Origin of the sequence: Streptomonospora litoralis, assembly GCF_004323735.1 — a bacterium.
Taxonomy (GTDB): Bacteria; Actinomycetota; Actinomycetes; order Streptosporangiales; family Streptosporangiaceae; genus Streptomonospora; species Streptomonospora litoralis.
This window is the reverse complement of the sequence record NZ_CP036455.1, coordinates 5,110,596-5,125,351: the sequence shown is the minus strand read 5'-3', so window position 1 is coordinate 5,125,351 and position 14,756 is coordinate 5,110,596. Positions and strand designations below refer to the sequence as shown.

At 71.4% G+C, this 14,756-nt stretch carries 16 protein-coding genes; 4 read left to right on the top strand and 12 right to left on the bottom strand.

Going from position 1 to position 14,756, the window contains the following annotated elements:
- Positions 1–83 precede the first annotated feature (83 nt).
- The 6 genes from EKD16_RS21700 to EKD16_RS21670 all read right to left on the bottom strand — a co-directional run bounded on the left by EKD16_RS21700 (position 84) and on the right by EKD16_RS21670 (position 5,155).
- Positions 84–1,064, bottom strand: a complete 981-nt coding sequence (locus tag EKD16_RS21700; RefSeq protein WP_131100894.1) for an arsenic resistance protein — start codon at positions 1,062–1,064, stop codon at positions 84–86.
- Between the two features lie 125 nt (positions 1,065–1,189).
- The gene (locus tag EKD16_RS21695; protein WP_131100892.1) at positions 1,190–1,501 is read right to left on the bottom strand and encodes a hypothetical protein; all 312 of its coding nucleotides are present in this window, start codon (positions 1,499–1,501) and stop codon (positions 1,190–1,192) included.
- Positions 1,482–1,931 (bottom strand): MerR family transcriptional regulator, encoded by a 450-nt coding sequence (locus tag EKD16_RS21690; protein ID WP_131100890.1) that lies wholly within the window; start codon positions 1,929–1,931, stop codon positions 1,482–1,484. The genes EKD16_RS21695 and EKD16_RS21690 overlap by 20 nt, the downstream gene beginning before the upstream one ends.
- A 490-nt stretch (positions 1,932–2,421) precedes the next feature.
- A complete protein-coding gene (locus tag EKD16_RS21680; protein ID WP_242677109.1) occupies positions 2,422–2,976 on the bottom strand; it encodes a DUF6789 family protein in 555 nt (184 codons plus the stop codon).
- Positions 2,977–3,269: 293 nt separating this feature from the next.
- Positions 3,270–4,544 (bottom strand): L,D-transpeptidase, encoded by a 1,275-nt coding sequence (locus EKD16_RS21675; protein WP_131102856.1) that lies wholly within the window; start codon positions 4,542–4,544, stop codon positions 3,270–3,272.
- 206 nt (positions 4,545–4,750) lie between these two features.
- Complete coding sequence (locus EKD16_RS21670; protein ID WP_131100888.1) at positions 4,751–5,155, bottom strand: hypothetical protein; 405 nt, start codon at positions 5,153–5,155, stop codon at positions 4,751–4,753.
- Positions 5,156–5,400: 245 nt separating this feature from the next.
- On the opposite strand from EKD16_RS21670, the gene EKD16_RS21665 reads away from it, so the two are divergent.
- Genes EKD16_RS21665 through EKD16_RS21655 form a run of 3 tightly spaced genes read left to right on the top strand, consistent with a single transcriptional unit; the run spans position 5,401 to position 7,448 of the window.
- Complete coding sequence (locus tag EKD16_RS21665; RefSeq protein WP_242677108.1) at positions 5,401–5,754, top strand: ArsR/SmtB family transcription factor; 354 nt, start codon at positions 5,401–5,403, stop codon at positions 5,752–5,754.
- Positions 5,754–6,668 (top strand): cation diffusion facilitator family transporter, encoded by a 915-nt coding sequence (locus EKD16_RS21660; RefSeq protein WP_131100885.1) that lies wholly within the window; start codon positions 5,754–5,756, stop codon positions 6,666–6,668. Before EKD16_RS21665 ends, EKD16_RS21660 begins: the two co-directional genes overlap by 1 nt.
- A gap of 48 nt (positions 6,669–6,716) precedes the next feature.
- The gene (locus EKD16_RS21655; protein WP_131100882.1) at positions 6,717–7,448 is read left to right on the top strand and encodes a ZIP family metal transporter; all 732 of its coding nucleotides are present in this window, start codon (positions 6,717–6,719) and stop codon (positions 7,446–7,448) included.
- A 3-nt stretch (positions 7,449–7,451) separates the two neighbouring features.
- On the opposite strand, the gene EKD16_RS21650 is transcribed toward EKD16_RS21655, so the two are convergent.
- From EKD16_RS21650 to EKD16_RS21625, 6 genes are all read right to left on the bottom strand, one after another.
- A complete protein-coding gene (locus EKD16_RS21650) occupies positions 7,452–8,471 on the bottom strand; it encodes a cytochrome c oxidase assembly protein (protein WP_131100880.1) in 1,020 nt (339 codons plus the stop codon).
- A 169-nt stretch (positions 8,472–8,640) separates the two neighbouring features.
- Positions 8,641–9,285 (bottom strand): vitamin K epoxide reductase family protein, encoded by a 645-nt coding sequence (locus EKD16_RS21645; protein ID WP_131100878.1) that lies wholly within the window; start codon positions 9,283–9,285, stop codon positions 8,641–8,643.
- Positions 9,282–9,977 carry a DsbA family protein gene (locus tag EKD16_RS21640; protein WP_131100876.1) on the bottom strand — a complete coding sequence of 232 codons (696 nt, stop codon included), beginning with the start codon at positions 9,975–9,977 and terminating at the stop codon, positions 9,282–9,284. Before EKD16_RS21640 ends, EKD16_RS21645 begins: the two co-directional genes overlap by 4 nt.
- Before the next feature lie 159 nt (positions 9,978–10,136).
- Positions 10,137–10,568, bottom strand: coding sequence for a hypothetical protein (locus tag EKD16_RS21635; protein WP_131100874.1), 432 nt, complete (start codon positions 10,566–10,568; stop codon positions 10,137–10,139).
- A 281-nt stretch (positions 10,569–10,849) separates the two neighbouring features.
- Complete coding sequence (locus EKD16_RS21630) at positions 10,850–12,820, bottom strand: heavy metal translocating P-type ATPase (RefSeq protein ID WP_131100872.1); 1,971 nt, start codon at positions 12,818–12,820, stop codon at positions 10,850–10,852.
- Positions 12,820–13,200, bottom strand: a complete 381-nt coding sequence (locus EKD16_RS21625; protein ID WP_131100870.1) for an ArsR/SmtB family transcription factor — start codon at positions 13,198–13,200, stop codon at positions 12,820–12,822. The genes EKD16_RS21630 and EKD16_RS21625 overlap by 1 nt, the downstream gene beginning before the upstream one ends.
- Positions 13,201–13,473: 273 nt before the next feature.
- Here EKD16_RS21625 and EKD16_RS21620 point away from each other — a divergent pair, with 273 nt between their 5' ends.
- Positions 13,474–14,730 carry an Nramp family divalent metal transporter gene (locus EKD16_RS21620; protein WP_242677107.1) on the top strand — a complete coding sequence of 419 codons (1,257 nt, stop codon included), beginning with the start codon at positions 13,474–13,476 and terminating at the stop codon, positions 14,728–14,730.
- Positions 14,731–14,756: the final 26 nt, after the last annotated feature.

The following is a 14,756-nucleotide window of genomic DNA, read 5'->3' as shown; positions in this document are numbered from 1 at the left end:
AACCGCGATCGGCTTGCGGTACTTCCGCCTTCTCGCTCCGTTGGGAGAGCCGGGTGGCATTCACCCGGCATGCGCGGCCTGCTTCAGCCGGCGGGTAGCAGCCGGGGTGCTGCGCGGACGTAGACGACCATGCCGATCACCTCGACCAGGGTCTGGGTGACCACAACCAGGGACGCGACGGCGAGCGTGTCGGGCAGGGCCAGGGCGAGCGGGAGGACGACCAGGGAGTTGCGTGTCGCGCCGGTGAACACGATCGCCCGCCCGGCGGGCGCGTCCAGGCGGAACAGGCGGACCACGGCGAGGCCCGCGAACGCCATCACGACGAGGAACAGCACGTAGAACGGCACCACGCGGGCCACATCGGCGAGACTTCCACCCAGCTTGGGCACTTGGGAGGCGACCACGGTCAGCAGAGTGGCCGCCATCAGCGGCACCATCGTCGTGCCCAGGACGCCGACGACCTTCCGGCCCGCCGCCCGGCGGGCGGCCCAGGCCTGGGTGAGCCAGGCCAGCGACAGGGGGACGGCGATCAGAACCACGAACGCCTCGACGAACGGGCCGGCCTCGACCACCTCGGCCAGAGACGGCCCCATGAACAGCCAGAGGAAACCGGGCAGCAGGATCATCTGCGCGACGAGCAGCACAGGCGTCACCGCGAGCAGCCGCCCGCTGCTGCCCCCGGCCAGCCCGCTGAAGACGATCACATAGTCCACGCACGGGGTGAGCAGCACCAGCAGCACGCCCAGCCGGATCGCCTGGTCATCGGGCAGGAACGCGAACATCGCCGCGACCACCAAGGGAACCACGACGAAGTTCACCACCAGCGCGGCGGCCAGGAACCGGCCCGAGCGCAGGGAACGGAGCAGGTCGGCTGCGGGCACCTGCAGGAACGTCACATACAGCAGTGCCCCCAGCACCGGATTGATGGCGTGCTCGAGTCCGGGCCCCGCAGCAGGAGCGGCCCAGCCGACCGCGGCTCCCGCCGCCAGAGCCCCCACATAGACGACCACCTGGTGGCGTTCCATCCCCGCGGCCAGACCCTGCGACTCCTGCGGCACCCGCATCTCCCCGCGTCCTGATCTCCGCCGGCCCCGGCGGCCGGCGTGCTCCCCCATCCTGACCGCAGCCGACGGCGCCGCGAATACGGGCTCCTCGGCCCTGGCGCGGGCGCGCAGTCACACGCGCGACATTACGCAGTTCGCCCGTGCGTATCCGATGCCGGGGCGACGCGCGCGCACGCGCACTCCTCCCGGGAAGAGGAGCCGCCGCACGAGCAGGACCGTCGACGGCGGCGCTGGAACCACCACACGGCGCCGGCGAGCACGGCCAGGGCCGCGGCCAGCGCGGGCAGACCGCCGACCAGCGCGGCGGCTGAGCCGCCGAGGACCCCGGCGGCGATGAGGGCGGGCAGCAGGCAGCACGCCACGCAGGCCAGACCGGCCAACCCGGCCAGGGTCTTGGGAGCGCGGCCGGGGCGGAGGTCAGTGGCAGGGTTCGGCATCGCGGTTCTCCTCGGCGAGGTCGGCGAAGGGCAGTGGGCAGCAGGAGCTTGTGGCGCAGGAGGTGAGGTCGTCGCAGCCTGCCGCCAAGGCGTCGGTCAGCGCTTGGCGGATGACGGCCAGATCGGCGATCTTCGCCTCGACCTCGGCGAGCTTGTCCTGGGCGCGCCGGTGCAGCCCGTCGCCGGGGCGCCGGTGCGGGCGGGTTCCGGCCTCCAGCAGATCGGCGACCTCCTGCAGGGTGAAGCCCAGGCGTTGCGCGGCCTTGATCACCCGCAGGACGGTGACTGCCTCCGGCGGATACAGCCGGTGCCCGCCGTTGGAGCGCTGCGGTTCGGCCAGCAGGCCGCGACGCTCGTAGTAGCGCAGTGTCTGCAGGTTGACCCCGGCGGCCTCGGCGACCTGGCCGCTGCGCAGCGCCTCTCCGCTCATCGGGACGCCCCCGCCGCCGTTGCCCGTTCCGCGAGGGCGTCCAGTACCTCCGTTTGTGCTTCGGGCACCGTGATATGCCAGTGCACTCCGTCGGTGCTCGGTGTAAAGGTGAACGTGAAGAACGAGCAGCAGCCGCTTTCCTGCGCCGCCAACTCGCGTGCAGCGGCCTCGTGGCGTGCGTCCAACACCAGGCGCAGCACGGTCGGCTCCGGCCGGGCCACCCCCTGCACTGCGGCGGAGAACAGCGCGTCGAACTCGGCGACCCGTTCCGGTCGCCGGTCTGCGGGAAGGGCGCACTCCGGCGGCGCCCATCCCGACTCTGCCGGTGCGCCGTCCCCGTGACCGGTTGCAATGCCCTCTCGGGGTGCCGCATTCTCCTGACCGGTGCAGGTGCAGGCTCCCGGTGTGCACGCTGCCCCTTCCGGCTCCGGTGGGGCGAGGGCACCCCGGCTCCGGCTTACGGCGCCGGAGCCACCTGTGCCGTGGTCGCTCATCGGGGGCCTCCCTTGGTTTTCGTGGGCCGGTCGAGCAGCAGGCCCAGCGTGATCCCGTAGACCAGGTGCAGCACCAGCGTCGCCACCGCGATCCGCGGGGTCAGGGCCATGCCGAACAAGCCCCACCCGGCATAGGGCAGCCACACCAGTCCCATCAGCGCCCAAAGCACCGCCCCGTAGAGGGCGCCGCGCCCCGCGGTGCCCCGCCGGAGGAGGCCGGCCAGGACGGCACCGGCCAACGCGCCGTAGGCCAGATGGGTAATGGCGGCCAGCGCGACTGTTCCGGGCTGGGGCAGGTCGCCCAGCGTGCGGGAGACCAGCGCCGCCGGGATCGGTTCCGGCATCGGCGCCAGGCCGGTCGCTGTGGCCGCCAGCATCACCGCGCTCATCGCCGCGGTGGCCAGCGCACCCCAGCCGGCGCCGGCCGCCAGCCGCCGCGGGGCGAGCCTGCGCGCGGTATCGACTGAGGTGTCGTCGCCCGTGGTCGCCATGGCGTCACCGTCTCCGTCGTCGCGGCGGCGCCCGCGGGCGCCATGCTCTCGTGCTCTCATGCCTGCGACCGTAAGCCTGTACCCAGGTACAGGATGCAACCCCGGTGCGGCAGAAGGCCACACCCGAGCGGTGCTTTCCGTCTCAGGTACGACGAGCACGGCGGATGGGTGCCCAGCCCGGGCCGCTGCGTCGGCTTCGCCAGCCGGTCCGGGCGGTGCGTTCGACACGGGATCGGCCGTAGTCCGCAACGCACCGCGGCCCAAGACGCCCAGGGGATAACAGTGACGGGGCTGCCATGGTTCCGGCCGATCCCTGGGCGGAGGGCCCGGTCAGTCGCCGGCAGGTTCGGGAGCTACTCGGCGTTGCTGAGCGGGGATCCGGGAGTGCCGGCTTCGCCGGTGTCGTCGGGTTCGCCGGTCTCGCTGTTGGCCAACCACTCCTCCCACGAGCGCTGCCAGTAGCCCCACCCGTTGTCGACTTCGAGTTCGCGGTCGGTGCCGGTGACGACGAGCGGGTCGCCCATGTAGGTGTTCTCGTAGAACCACTTGGCGTCGGCGTTGGCGAGGTTGGGGCAGCCGTGGCTGAGGTTGGCCTCGCCGAGCTGGTCGTTCCACGGGGCGGCGTGGGTGAACTCGCCGCTGTTGGAGAAGCGGACGGCGTACTTGACGTCGAGCTTGTAGCCCTCGGGGCTGTCGACCGGGACGCCCACGGTGGAGGAGTCCATGACCAGGTCCTTGTACTTCTCCATCGTGAGGTGGGTGCCGCTGGTGGTGGTGTACTTCCGGACGTCGGCCTTGCCGATGCTGGTGGGGAAGTCCTTGATCTGCTGTCCGCCGCGTTCGACGGTCATGCGCTTGGTGCCGCTGTCGATGGTGCTGATCTGGGAGCGGCCGACGGTGAAGTTGAGCTGGTGGTTCTCGATGCCGTAGACGCCCTCGCTCGCTGGGACGCCGGCCAGGCGCAGGTTCACGGTCACGTCCTGGTTCGGTTGCCAGTACTCCTTGGGACGGAAGGCGACCATCTGGTCGCCGAACCAGTTCCAGGCGCCCTGGACCGGCTCCTCGGAGATGACCTCCATGGAGTTCTCCACCTGCGCCTTGTTCTGCACGGGCAGGTCGAAGTTGACGATGACGGGCATCCCCACGCCGACCGTTTGGCCGCTGGTGGGGAAGTTCGACTCCAGCTCCAGGCGCTGTCCCTCGACGGCCGGCTTGGTGCTGAACTCGCTGACGACCTCGGTCGTCTTGCCTTCGGCGTTCTCGGCGGTGGCGGTGACCGTGATGTCGGTGCCGGGAGTGAGGGTCCAGTCGCTGGTCCAGGCGGTCTTGTCGTCGTCGAGGGTGCCGGTCGTCTTGTTGGCGCCGGTGTTCTTCCGCCCGGCCGTATCGACCTGCACGTCGGTGATCGTGCCGTTGTCGGTTTCGACGGTGACGGGCAGGTCGGGCCGGACGTCGGCGGCGCCGTCCTCCGGCGAGATCCGAACCTCGGCGGGGGCAGGGCCGCTCTGCGACTCCTCGCTGCCCGAGTTGTCGGCTTCGGGAGCCGAGCACGCGGTTGCACTCAGCATGCCGAGGGCGAGCGCGCCCAGGGCCAGGCGCCTGGCCGGTGTGGTGAGGGCGGGGACCATCATCGTGGATTCTCCGTGTGGCTATTTCATGATCGCTGGTGAGAGAGCGAGGTACGGAGCCGGGGCAGAGAGGGGAGTTCGGTGGCGGCCGTGCCGTTCAGGCCGGTCCCGCGGCGTTGAACGCCGGAGGGCGGCCGGGCGGCTACGGCAGGGACGGCGCAACCGCCCGGCGTGCATATCGGCCGGATGCCTCGGCGCGGAGGGTCCTAGACCCGTTGGACGCCGAGGGAGAAAAGCAGTCGGGCTCCGCTCCAGGCAGCGGCGACAAAAGCGGAGGGCCGCCATAGAACCGCGGTTGAGCGGGCAGCCTGCAGCAAGGAGGTGCCGGCGCCGAGACCCAGCAGCACGGCCGCCGCGACCGCGGTGGGGCGCTGGTCCGCGCCGGCGCTCGAATCCGCCTGGCACAGGTGGTGCTCGTCGGCGCCGTCGGAGGCGGGGATGTCGGCTACCGCTGTTGCAGATGCGGAAACGGCGGTGGTTTTCTCCGTCTCAGCCGCTGCGGCGGTGTCCATCGCCCCCGCGGCGCAGAAGAAGTGGGTGACGAACAGCAGCGACAGTAGGACGGCCCGGAAACCGGGTCGCCGCTGTCGTCTCGGAGCCGCCGCCAACACGGCATAAACCCTATCCAAAGGAGCGGGTCCGAAGCCCGGCAGACGTATGCGGCAGGCTCGGCCACACGGGAGCGCCTGCGAAGCGGCACAGCCTGTGGCCGCTTCGGCGGGTCGTGGCGCAGCCGTGTCCATCCGAAGGGCTTTGGATTCGACCGATTGACAGAGCCGCGTCCGTCCGATTGTGTCGACGTATGAACATCTCTTCAGATGAGAGCGCGAAGCATGCCGATGGATGCGAGGCTCGCGTGGTCGACGCGTTCCGGGTCGCGGACGTGCGCAGGCGGATGCCCGCGGAGTCGGATCTGGCCAACACCTCCGATGTGTTCGGGCTGCTCTCGGACCCGGGCCGCCTGCGGCTGCTGCTGGCGCTGCTGGAGGGCGAACTGTGCGTGTGCGATCTCGCGGCGGCCACGGGGCTGAGCGAGTCGGCGACCTCGCATGCGCTGCGGCTGCTGCGGGCGCACCGCGTGGTGGCGGCGCGCCGGTCCGGGCGGATGTTCTACTACCGGCTCGACGACGCCCACGTCCGGATGCTGCTGGATGTGGCGGTCGCCCACGCCGAGCACACCGCGGACGTGCACACCGAGGAGGAGGCCTGATGGGTGCGGGGCATTCGCACGGCGGCGGACACGCCGACCACGCCGGCGGCCGGCACCGGTGGCGGTTGGCTGTGGCGTTCGGGCTGATCGGCTCCTACTTCGTGGTCGAGCTGGTCTACGGGCTGCTGTCGGGCTCGCTGGCCCTGCTGTCGGACGCCGGGCACATGGCCGCCGACGTGGTGGCGCTGGGCGCGGCGCTGGTGGCCACCCGGATCGCGACCAGGCCCGACCCCACGGGGCGGCGCACCTTCGGCTCCTACAGGGCGGAGGTGTTCGCCTCGTTGCTGGCGGTGCTGCTGATGCTCGGTGTCGCGGTCTACGTGGTCGCCGAGGCGGTGTCGCGGATCGGTGGTGCGGCCGAGGTCGCCTCGGGGCCGATGCTGGTGGTCGGCGGAATCGGACTGGTCGTCAATCTGGGGGCGTTGTTCCTGCTGCGCTCGGGATCGTCGGAGAGCCTCAACGTCAAGGGCGCCTATCTGGAAGTTCTGGCCGATACGGCGGGCTCGGTGGGCGTGATCGTGGCGGGCTGGCTGGTGATGGCGACCGGTCAGCCGTTGTGGGATACGATCGTCGCGCTGGCGATCGGCGCGTTCGTGGCCGTTCGCGCCGTCGCGCTGGGGCGCCAGGTCCTCGCCGTTCTCGCGCAGCATGCACCGGAGGGCGTAGATCCGACGGCGGTGGCCGACGACCTGGTGGGGGTCGACGGCGTCCGCGACGTGCACGACCTGCACCTGTGGACGTTGACGTCGGGCATGCACGTGGCGACCGCGCATCTGGTCGCCGGTGACGACGCCGACGGCCACGCCGTGTTGGACCGGGCCCGCGATGTGCTGCGCGAGAGCCACGGGGTCTCCCACGCCACCCTGCAGATCGAACCGTCCGACCACGTCGGCTGCGACGAGATCGGCTGGTAGGTCTCCACGCGTCGGTGATCGGTTGCCGCTGCGGGCAGTGGAACCGCCATGGGTGATCTGCTGCTCGTGGTGCTGCTGGCGCTGGTGCCCGCGGCGGCCAACATGCTGGGTGGGCTGCTGGCCGAGGCGGTGTCGCTGTCGGCGCGGGTGTTCAGCGCGGCGCTGCATCTGGCCGGCGGGATCGTCATCGCGGTGGTGGGCCTGGAGTTGATGCCGCGTGCGCTGGAGGCGGATCCGGCCTGGCTTCCCATGGTCGCCTTCGCCGTGGGCGGCGGCCTGTTCCTCGGAGTCGACGCGCTGTCCGGGTATCTGCGGGCGCGCGCTTCGGCCTCCGGTGCAGGCGGAGGCTGGTTGGGCATCTACTTCGGTGTGGCGCTGGACCTGTTCAGCGACGGCGTCATGATCGGCACCGGCAGCGTCATCAACCCCGGCTTGGGGCTGCTGCTGGCCGTGGGCCAGGCGCCCGCCGACCTGCCGGAGGGATTCGCCGCCCAGGCGGCGTTTCGCCGCGCCGGGGTCCGGCTGCGTTGGCGGGTGCCGGCCGGGCTCGGCTTCGTGGTGCCGATTCTGCTCGGCGCGGCACTGGGCTATCTCGCGCTGCGCGGCGCGCCGGACGTAGTGACGCTGTCGGTGCTGGCCTTCACCGGCGGCGCGCTGCTCAGTGTGGTGGTCGAGGAGATGATCCCCGAAGCCCACGAGGCCAAGCGGAGCCGCCTGGACAGCTTCTACCTCACCTTGGGTTTCGTGGTCTTCGCCGCCGCGACCACCTACCTCCGATGAGCATCAGCCGTTGCCGGCGGAGCGGCCGTGGGCGCGCGACCAGGCGGCCTCGTGCTCGGCCAGCCGCTGCAGATAAGCGTTGTAGGCGTTGAGCTCGGCGTCGCCGTCGCGCTCGGCCTGCCGGTCGCTGCGGCGGGCGAGCCGGTCGTCGGATCGCATCCACAGAATCGCCAGCGCGAGCATCACCACGAGCGTGGGGGCGTCACCGAAGACCCACGTCAGACCGCCCGCCCACAGCTGGTCGTCCATGACGTCGATGTTCCACGACGGCGGCGGTGTGGCGAAGAAGTGCACGATCGGGGCCGGAGACATCATCACCGCGATCGCGAAGAACGCGTGGAAGGGCAGGCTCGACAGCATCAGCATGATGCGGAAGATGTAGCTCTTCGTCCCGGGCCAGGGATCGATCATCAGCACCGGTCCGAAGAAGATGATCCCGGTGGCGATGAAGTGCAGCAGCATGAAGTAATGCCCCCACACGCTGCTCATCAGCGAGTCGAAGATGGGGGTGAAGTAGATGCCGTAGAGGCTGAAGACGAACAGCGCCAGAGTGAACGCCGGATGCGAGCCGACCTTGGCGATCGGGCTGTGCAGCAGCCACACCAGGGCGCGCCGCGGTGCCGCGCGCCGCCCCTTCCCGGCGGGAAGCGTCCGCAGCAGCATGGTCACCGGCGCGCCCATGAGCAGGAACACCGGCGCGAGCATGGTCAGGATCATGTGCTGGAACATGTGGACGCTGAAGACCGCCATGCCGTAGCCCTCGATGCCGGTGGCCGTCACCCACAGGATCAGGCCCACGCCAACGATCCAGCTCGCGGTGCGGCCGATCGGCCAGCGGATGCCGCGTTGGCGCAGGCGGATCAGGCCGAGGGCGTAGAGGACGGCGAGCAGGGCGCACAGGAGGGGAAACAGCGCATAGGGCTGGGGATGCCAGGCCAGCACATTCGCCAGGGTGGGCGGTTCGCTCGGCATCCACATGGGGCCCGACATCCCGTGGTCGTCGATGTTCATCCGGTTGTTCACAACTTCTCCAGAACCGCAGAGGGTGCGGACGGGACCGAGGGCGCACGCGTTCAGCCGCGCCGCCGATCGGACCGTGGATCGTGTATGAGGTCCTCCCGGCCCCGGCGATCGGCCGCAGAGTGATCGCCGGAGGCGGTTGGACAGCGAGGACGGTCGGCGGGCGCAGCGCCTACAGCAACGCCGACCAGTAGGTGTCGAACGCCTGGGCGATGGCCGCGGCGATCGCCAGGCCCCACAGGGTGAGGGCCGCGGTGTGGTTGCGGGCGAGGACGTCGAGGGGCCGGTGCACAGCGGCCGGCGGCCGGAGATGGCCGGCGCGCAGGTTGTGCAGGGTGACGTACCAGAAGACGGGGATCGTCACCGCCCACACGATCATGCAGTACGGGCACAGCGCGCTGATCCGATACAGGCTCTGGAAGATCAGCCAGTGCACGAAGACGACCCCGAAAACGGTCCCCGCCTGCAGTCCGAGCCAGAACCACCGGTCGAAGCGCGCCCCCGCCAGCAGCGCCGCGCCGGCGGTGGCCACCACGGCGAATCCGGCGACGCCGATCACCGGGTTGGGCACACCGAAGGCCGCCGCCTGCGCGGTGTCCATCACGGCGCCGCAGGACAGCACGGGGTTGAGGCTGCAGGAGGGCACGTGGTCGGGGTCCTGCAGCACCCGGATCTTCTCGATGAGCAGAGCGGCGGATGCGGCGAGCCCCACGGCGCCGCCGACGGCCAGCAGCCAGGGCAGAGCGCGGCTGATGATGCCGACGCCGCTGCCGGGGGCAGCGGCGGGCGCCTCCCGGGCCACGGGGGCGGCGGTCATCCCTGCAGCTCCCCGTCGATCATCGACGACAGCGCCTCATAGCTCGGCATCTGCTGGGTCTGGCGGCCGTTGACGAAGATGGTCGGCGTGCCCCGGATCCCCAATTCGACACCGTCGGCGAAGTCGGCGCGCACCCGCTCCAGTGTGGCGGGATCGTCCATGTCGGTGCGGAACCGTTCCACGTCGAGTCCGAGCTCCTCGGCAAAGCCGACGAACACCTCGGCCTTGGACTCCTGCGACTCGCCCCACTCGGCCTGGGTCTCGTACATCTTGACGTACATCTCCTCCAGGGCGCCCTGCTGGGCCGCGGCCTCCACGGCGGTGGCCGCGGTCGTGGAGTTGGTGTGGCCGGGTAGCGGGAAGTAGCGGATGACGAAGTCGATCCGCCCGTCGTACTCGGCGCGCAGCTTTTCCATGACGGGGAACTGGGCGCGGCAGGCCTCGCACTCGAAATCGAGGAATTCCACGACCGTCACCTCCGCGCCGTCGGTGCGGGAGAGGTAGCGGCTGTTGTCGCGTACCAGCAGATCCTCCGGTGCGGGACCGGCCGGCGAGGAGGGCGCCGCGGAGGCCGCGGCGCCGGGACGGGGCTTGGGAGCGGGCGTGCCGCTGCTGGAGGTGTAGGCGTAGATGCCGAGGGAGACCACGGCACCGAGGATCAGGACAACGGTGATCGCGAGATTGCGGGTCATTGCACATCCGAAAATGAGTGGTTCGGCCGAGCGGGGACTGCGGCGTCGCCGCGGCGCGGCGGTCGGCGAGCGGTCGGCGCGCCCACGGGCGATGGCCGGGGACGGGGACGTTGTGCGGGTCGGCGCTTCAGCGCCCGGATCCGCGTTAGGAACGTCGGCCTAGACCCGTTGGATGCACAGTGTGAGGAACAGGGGCGCTCGGCTGCGCTCGGTGATGGGCAGCCATCGGACGATTCCGAGTTGCGGCCGCTGCGGTGGACGGAGCGCGGCGACCAGGACGGCTGCGCCGAGGCCCAGCAGGAGGAGGCCTGTGGCGGCTGCGGTGCGCTGGTCGAAGCCGGCATCGCCTGCGGCGGCGCAGTCGGAGCGGCCGTCCTCATCCAGCCCGTGCAGAACCGCGGCGCCCATCGCCGGCTGCGCCGGTTGGACCGACTGGACGGCTACGGCCCTCTGGCCTTCGTCGGCCGGGGTATCGGCCGCGGCGACGGCGCCGTGGCAGACCGAGCAGAGGAAGTGGCCCAGCACGACGAGCGACAGCAGGAGCACCCGAAGGGGGACCCGCTGTCGTCGTGCACTGCTCGCCTCGGCCACGGGGCGAACATTACCGAGGGGACCGCGTAACCGCTGCCCTCCCCCCGGAATTGGCTCTCGGCCGTGTTGTGCGGAAACGACCTTGCCGCGCTGCGGTTCGCGGCCCGGCGTCTGCGTGGCGCGACCGGGTCGCGCGCTGCGGCGCCTGCTCCGCGGTCGGCACCGCATCGGTCAACCGCTGCTCGGCCGGGGGTTGAGGATCGGGACGGCTGCGAGCGCGAGGGCGGAGGCCGACACGTGCCCGCGGGGGAGCGTGCTGGCCGCCTCTGGTGTCGTCGGGATCACGCCTGCGCCCCCGCACGCTCGCGCGGCGGGGCGGTGGGGCTGCCGGCGGTGAGGGCCAGGCGGCGGGCGCGGCCGGCGCGCACGCCGTTGGCGATGACGACGACCTCGGCGACCTCGTGCACCAGCACGACGGCGGCCAGACCCAGCACGCCGAACAGCGCCGCCGGCATCAGAACGACGATGATGGCCAGGGACAGGCCGACGCTCTGCCACATGATCGCCCGGGAGCGGCGGGCGTGGGCCAGGGCCTGGGGCAGGTGCCGCAGGTCCTCGCCCATCAGCGCCACATCCGCGGTTTCGATCGCCACGTCGGTGCCCATGGCGCCCATGGCGATCCCCAGATCGGCACTGGCCAGGGCGGGCGCGTCGTTGACACCGTCGCCGACCATGGCCGTGGGCGCCTTCTGCCGCAGTTCGCCCACGATGCGGGCCTTGTCCTCCGGGCGCAGCTGGGCGTGCACCACCGCGATTCCGGCCTCCCTGGCCAGCGCGGCGGCGGTGGCATGGTTGTCGCCGGTGAGCATCGCCACCTCGTAGCCGTCGCGCCGCAGCCCGGCAACGACCTCGCGGGCCTCGGGACGCAGTTCGTCGCGCACCGCGATCGCGCCGATCAGGGCACCGTCGTCTTCGACGAGGACCGCGGTGGCTCCCCCGGCCTGCATCCGCTGGACCGTCTCGGCGAGCGGGCCGGCGTCGATCCAGCCGGGCCGGCCCAGGCGTACCGGGCGTCCGTTCAGGTCTCCGGTGAGCCCGGCGCCCGTGACGGCGTCGACGTCGGTGGCGTGCTCGGTCACGTCGGCTTCGGCGAGGACGGCGAGGACGGCGCGGGCGAGCGGGTGCTCGCTGCGTTCCTCCAAGGCCGCCGCCACCGCCAGCACCTGCTCGCGTGTCGCGTCGCCGGCGGTGGCCACCTCGATGACGGCGGGCCGGTTGCGGGTGAGGGTGCCGGTCTTGTCCAACGCCACGGTCCGCACCCGGCCGAGGGCCTCCACGGCGGCGCCGCCCTTGATGAGCACGCCGAACTTCGATGCGGCGCCGACCGCGGCCACGACGGTGACCGGCACCGAGATCGCCAGCGCGCACGGTGAGGCGGCGACCAGCACGACCAGGGCGCGCTCGATCCAGGTCAGCGTATCGCCCAGCAGGGAGCCGAGGGCGGCGATGAGCACGGCCGCGATCATCACTGCGGGTACCAGCGGTTTGGCGATCCTGTCGGCCAGGCGCTGGCCGGCCCCCTTGCGGGTCTGCTCGGCCTCGACGATCGTGACGATGCGGGCCAGGGAGTTGTCGGCTGCAATGGTGGTGACGGCGACTTCCAGTACGCCGGTGCTGTTGATGGATCCGGCGAAGACCTCATCGCCCGGCCCGGCTTCGACAGGCATCGACTCGCCGGTGATGGCCGAGGTGTCCAACGCGGTTCGGCCGGAGGTGATCTCGCCGTCGGTGGCGATGCGCTCGCCCGGCCTGACGACCATGGCATCCCCGACGCGCAGCTCCTCGGGGGCGACGCTGTGCTCGCTGCCCTCGCGCACCACCCTCGCCTGGGCGGGTACCAGGTCCAGCAGCGCGCGCAGGCCCCGGCGGGTGCGCGCAACCGAGTACTCTTCCAGTCCTTCGCTGATGGAGTACAGGAAGGCCAGCATCGCGCCTTCGCCGACCTCGCCCAGCAGCACCGCGCCGATCGCGGCGACGGTCATCAGCGTGCCGACGCCGATCCTGCCCTTGACCAGGCTGCGGAGCGTGCCGGGAACGAACGTCCAGGCCCCTACCGCCAGTGCCGCGGCCGTGAGCACCAGCGCCGCGGCTTCGGGAGCGCCGGCCCAGCCGCTGCCGTAGCCGGCGGCCAGCAGCACGCCGGCGATGGCGGCGAAGCGGATCTCGCTCACCTGCCACAGCGTCTCCGGTTCGTGCTCTTCGGCCTCGTCCGCCGTGCGGGCTTCGCCGTCACCGCAGCACGCGTCACTCATCACGCACCCCCCTTGGTCGTCGTGGCCGGGCTGTCGGTGCCGTAGTTGGGGCACAGGGCGACCGCGCTGCCGGTCGCGGCCAGCAAGACCTCGGCCGAGGCCAGCAGGTCCAGCAGTTCGGGACGGGACAGGGCGTAGAACACTTGCCGTCCTTGTGGTCGGCCCTTGACCAGGCCGCAGTCGCGCAGGCAGGCCACGTGGTTGGACACCGTGGACTGGGCCAGTCCCAACTGCTCCACCAGATCGGCCACCCGCGCCTCGCCCTGGGCCAGTCGGCGCACGATCGCCAGCCGGGTGGCGTCGGAGAGGCTGTGGAAGAGGGCTTCGGCCGCCCCCAGGTCCGTGCCCGTCGCCGCCGGACAGTCGCTATTCATCGCCATAGCGCGATCATATCCTGTTTCGGCGATGAATGACGATGAGGGGCGACCAAGAACACGGCCGAGGCGGTCCTGACCGACGCACCTCCCGGGCGTTCCGGCGACCCCCGTGGGCTGCCTGCCGAAGCGGTCGCCCCCGAGTCGTGCAGCGGACCGGGCGAGGGAACCGGGTGGGCGCGAAGCTCACCCTGAAGCGCCCCCGTGAACCGAGAGTTCGTTCGGCCATGATAAAAAGTTCGCCTAGCCAAACATTCGCCGGCGGTACGGAGGTAGAACGTGGGTCTGCTCGACACCGCCGCGGGCACCGCCCGCTCCCGGGCGGGGCGGCTGCGTTCGGGCATCGCGCTGCTCGGCCCCGCCTTCGTCGCCGCGATCGCCTACGTCGATCCCGGCAACGTCGCCACCAACGTCGCCGCGGGCGCCACCTACGGCTACCTGCTGGTCTGGGTCATCGTGGCGGCCAACCTCATGGCGTTCCTCGTGCAGTACCTCTCCGCCAAACTCGGGCTGGTCACCGGCCAGTCCCTGCCTGAGGCGCTGCGCGAACGCATGCCGCGCGCGGCACGACTCGGTTACTGGGGCCAAGCCGAGGCGGTGGCCATGGCGACCGACCTCGCCGAGGTGCTGGGCGGTGCGATCGCCCTGCGCATCCTGTTCGACGTGCCGCTGATCATGGGCGGGGTGATCACCGGAGCCGTCTCGCTCGGGCTGCTGGCGATGCAGAACCGGTTCGGCCAGCGGCCCTTCGAACGCGTCATCACCGGGCTGCTCGCCGTGATCGCACTGGGATTCATGGCGGGCCTGTTCCTCGCACCGCCCTCGCCCGCTGGAACGCTGACCGGCCTGGTGCCCCGGTTCTTGGGAACCGAGAGCGTGCTGCTGGCGGCCGGGATGCTCGGCGCGACGGTGATGCCCCACGCCGTCTACGTCCACTCCGCGCTCGCCCGCGACCGGCACGGCCGCCAGAGCGGCCGGCTGCGCGAGCGACTGCTGAGGGTCAACAAGCTCGACGTGGGGCTGGCCATGCTGCTGGCCGGGGCCGTCAACCTGGGGATGCTGCTGCTGGCGGCGAGCGCGCTGCAGGGTGTGGAGACCGGAGGGTCGTTGGAGGGCGCGCACGCCGCCGTGAGCATGAACCTCGGCCCGGCCGTCGGGCTGCTGTTCGCGGTGGGGCTGCTGGCCTCCGGTCTCTCCTCGACCGCGGTCGGCTGCTATGCGGGGGCGGTGGTCATGGAAGGGCTGCTGCGCCGCCGCGTCCCTCTGCTGGCGCGCCGCCTGATCACCCTGCTGCCGGCCCTGGGCGTGCTGGCCCTGGGCGCGGCCCCGACACGGGCGCTGGTGCTGTCGCAGGTGGTGCTGTCCTTCGGTATCCCGTTCGCGCTGATCCCCCTTGTGGTGCTCACCTCGCGGGGCGACGTGATGGGCCGCCACGCCAACGGCCGGTGGACCGTGGCGGCGGCGGTCGCCATCGCGGTGGCCGTGGTCGCCCTCAACGCCGCCCTGATCTATTTGACCGCGGCGGGGCGGGGATGACGCGCCCGATGCCCGGAGCAGTTGCC

Excerpts from the sequence above, each read along its gene's own strand:
- EKD16_RS21675 (WP_131102856.1), bottom strand. The coding sequence starts at position 4,544 with ATGGTCCCCGCCCTCACCACACCGGCCAGGCGCCTGGCCCTGGGCGCG.
- EKD16_RS21655 (WP_131100882.1), top strand. The coding sequence starts at position 6,717 with ATGGGTGATCTGCTGCTCGTGGTGCTGCTGGCGCTGGTGCCCGCGGCG.
- EKD16_RS21645 (WP_131100878.1), bottom strand. The coding sequence starts at position 9,285 with ATGACCGCCGCCCCCGTGGCCCGGGAGGCGCCCGCCGCTGCCCCCGGC.
- EKD16_RS21680 (WP_242677109.1), bottom strand. The coding sequence starts at position 2,976 with ATGAGAGCACGAGAGCATGGCGCCCGCGGGCGCCGCCGCGACGACGGA.
- EKD16_RS21690 (WP_131100890.1), bottom strand. The coding sequence starts at position 1,931 with ATGAGCGGAGAGGCGCTGCGCAGCGGCCAGGTCGCCGAGGCCGCCGGG.
- EKD16_RS21625 (WP_131100870.1), bottom strand. The coding sequence starts at position 13,200 with ATGGCGATGAATAGCGACTGTCCGGCGGCGACGGGCACGGACCTGGGG.
- EKD16_RS21700 (WP_131100894.1), bottom strand. The coding sequence starts at position 1,064 with ATGCGGGTGCCGCAGGAGTCGCAGGGTCTGGCCGCGGGGATGGAACGC.
- EKD16_RS21660 (WP_131100885.1), top strand. The coding sequence starts at position 5,754 with ATGGGTGCGGGGCATTCGCACGGCGGCGGACACGCCGACCACGCCGGC.
- EKD16_RS21695 (WP_131100892.1), bottom strand. The coding sequence starts at position 1,501 with ATGCCGAACCCTGCCACTGACCTCCGCCCCGGCCGCGCTCCCAAGACC.
- EKD16_RS21640 (WP_131100876.1), bottom strand. The coding sequence starts at position 9,977 with ATGACCCGCAATCTCGCGATCACCGTTGTCCTGATCCTCGGTGCCGTG.
- EKD16_RS21630 (WP_131100872.1), bottom strand. The coding sequence starts at position 12,820 with ATGAGTGACGCGTGCTGCGGTGACGGCGAAGCCCGCACGGCGGACGAG.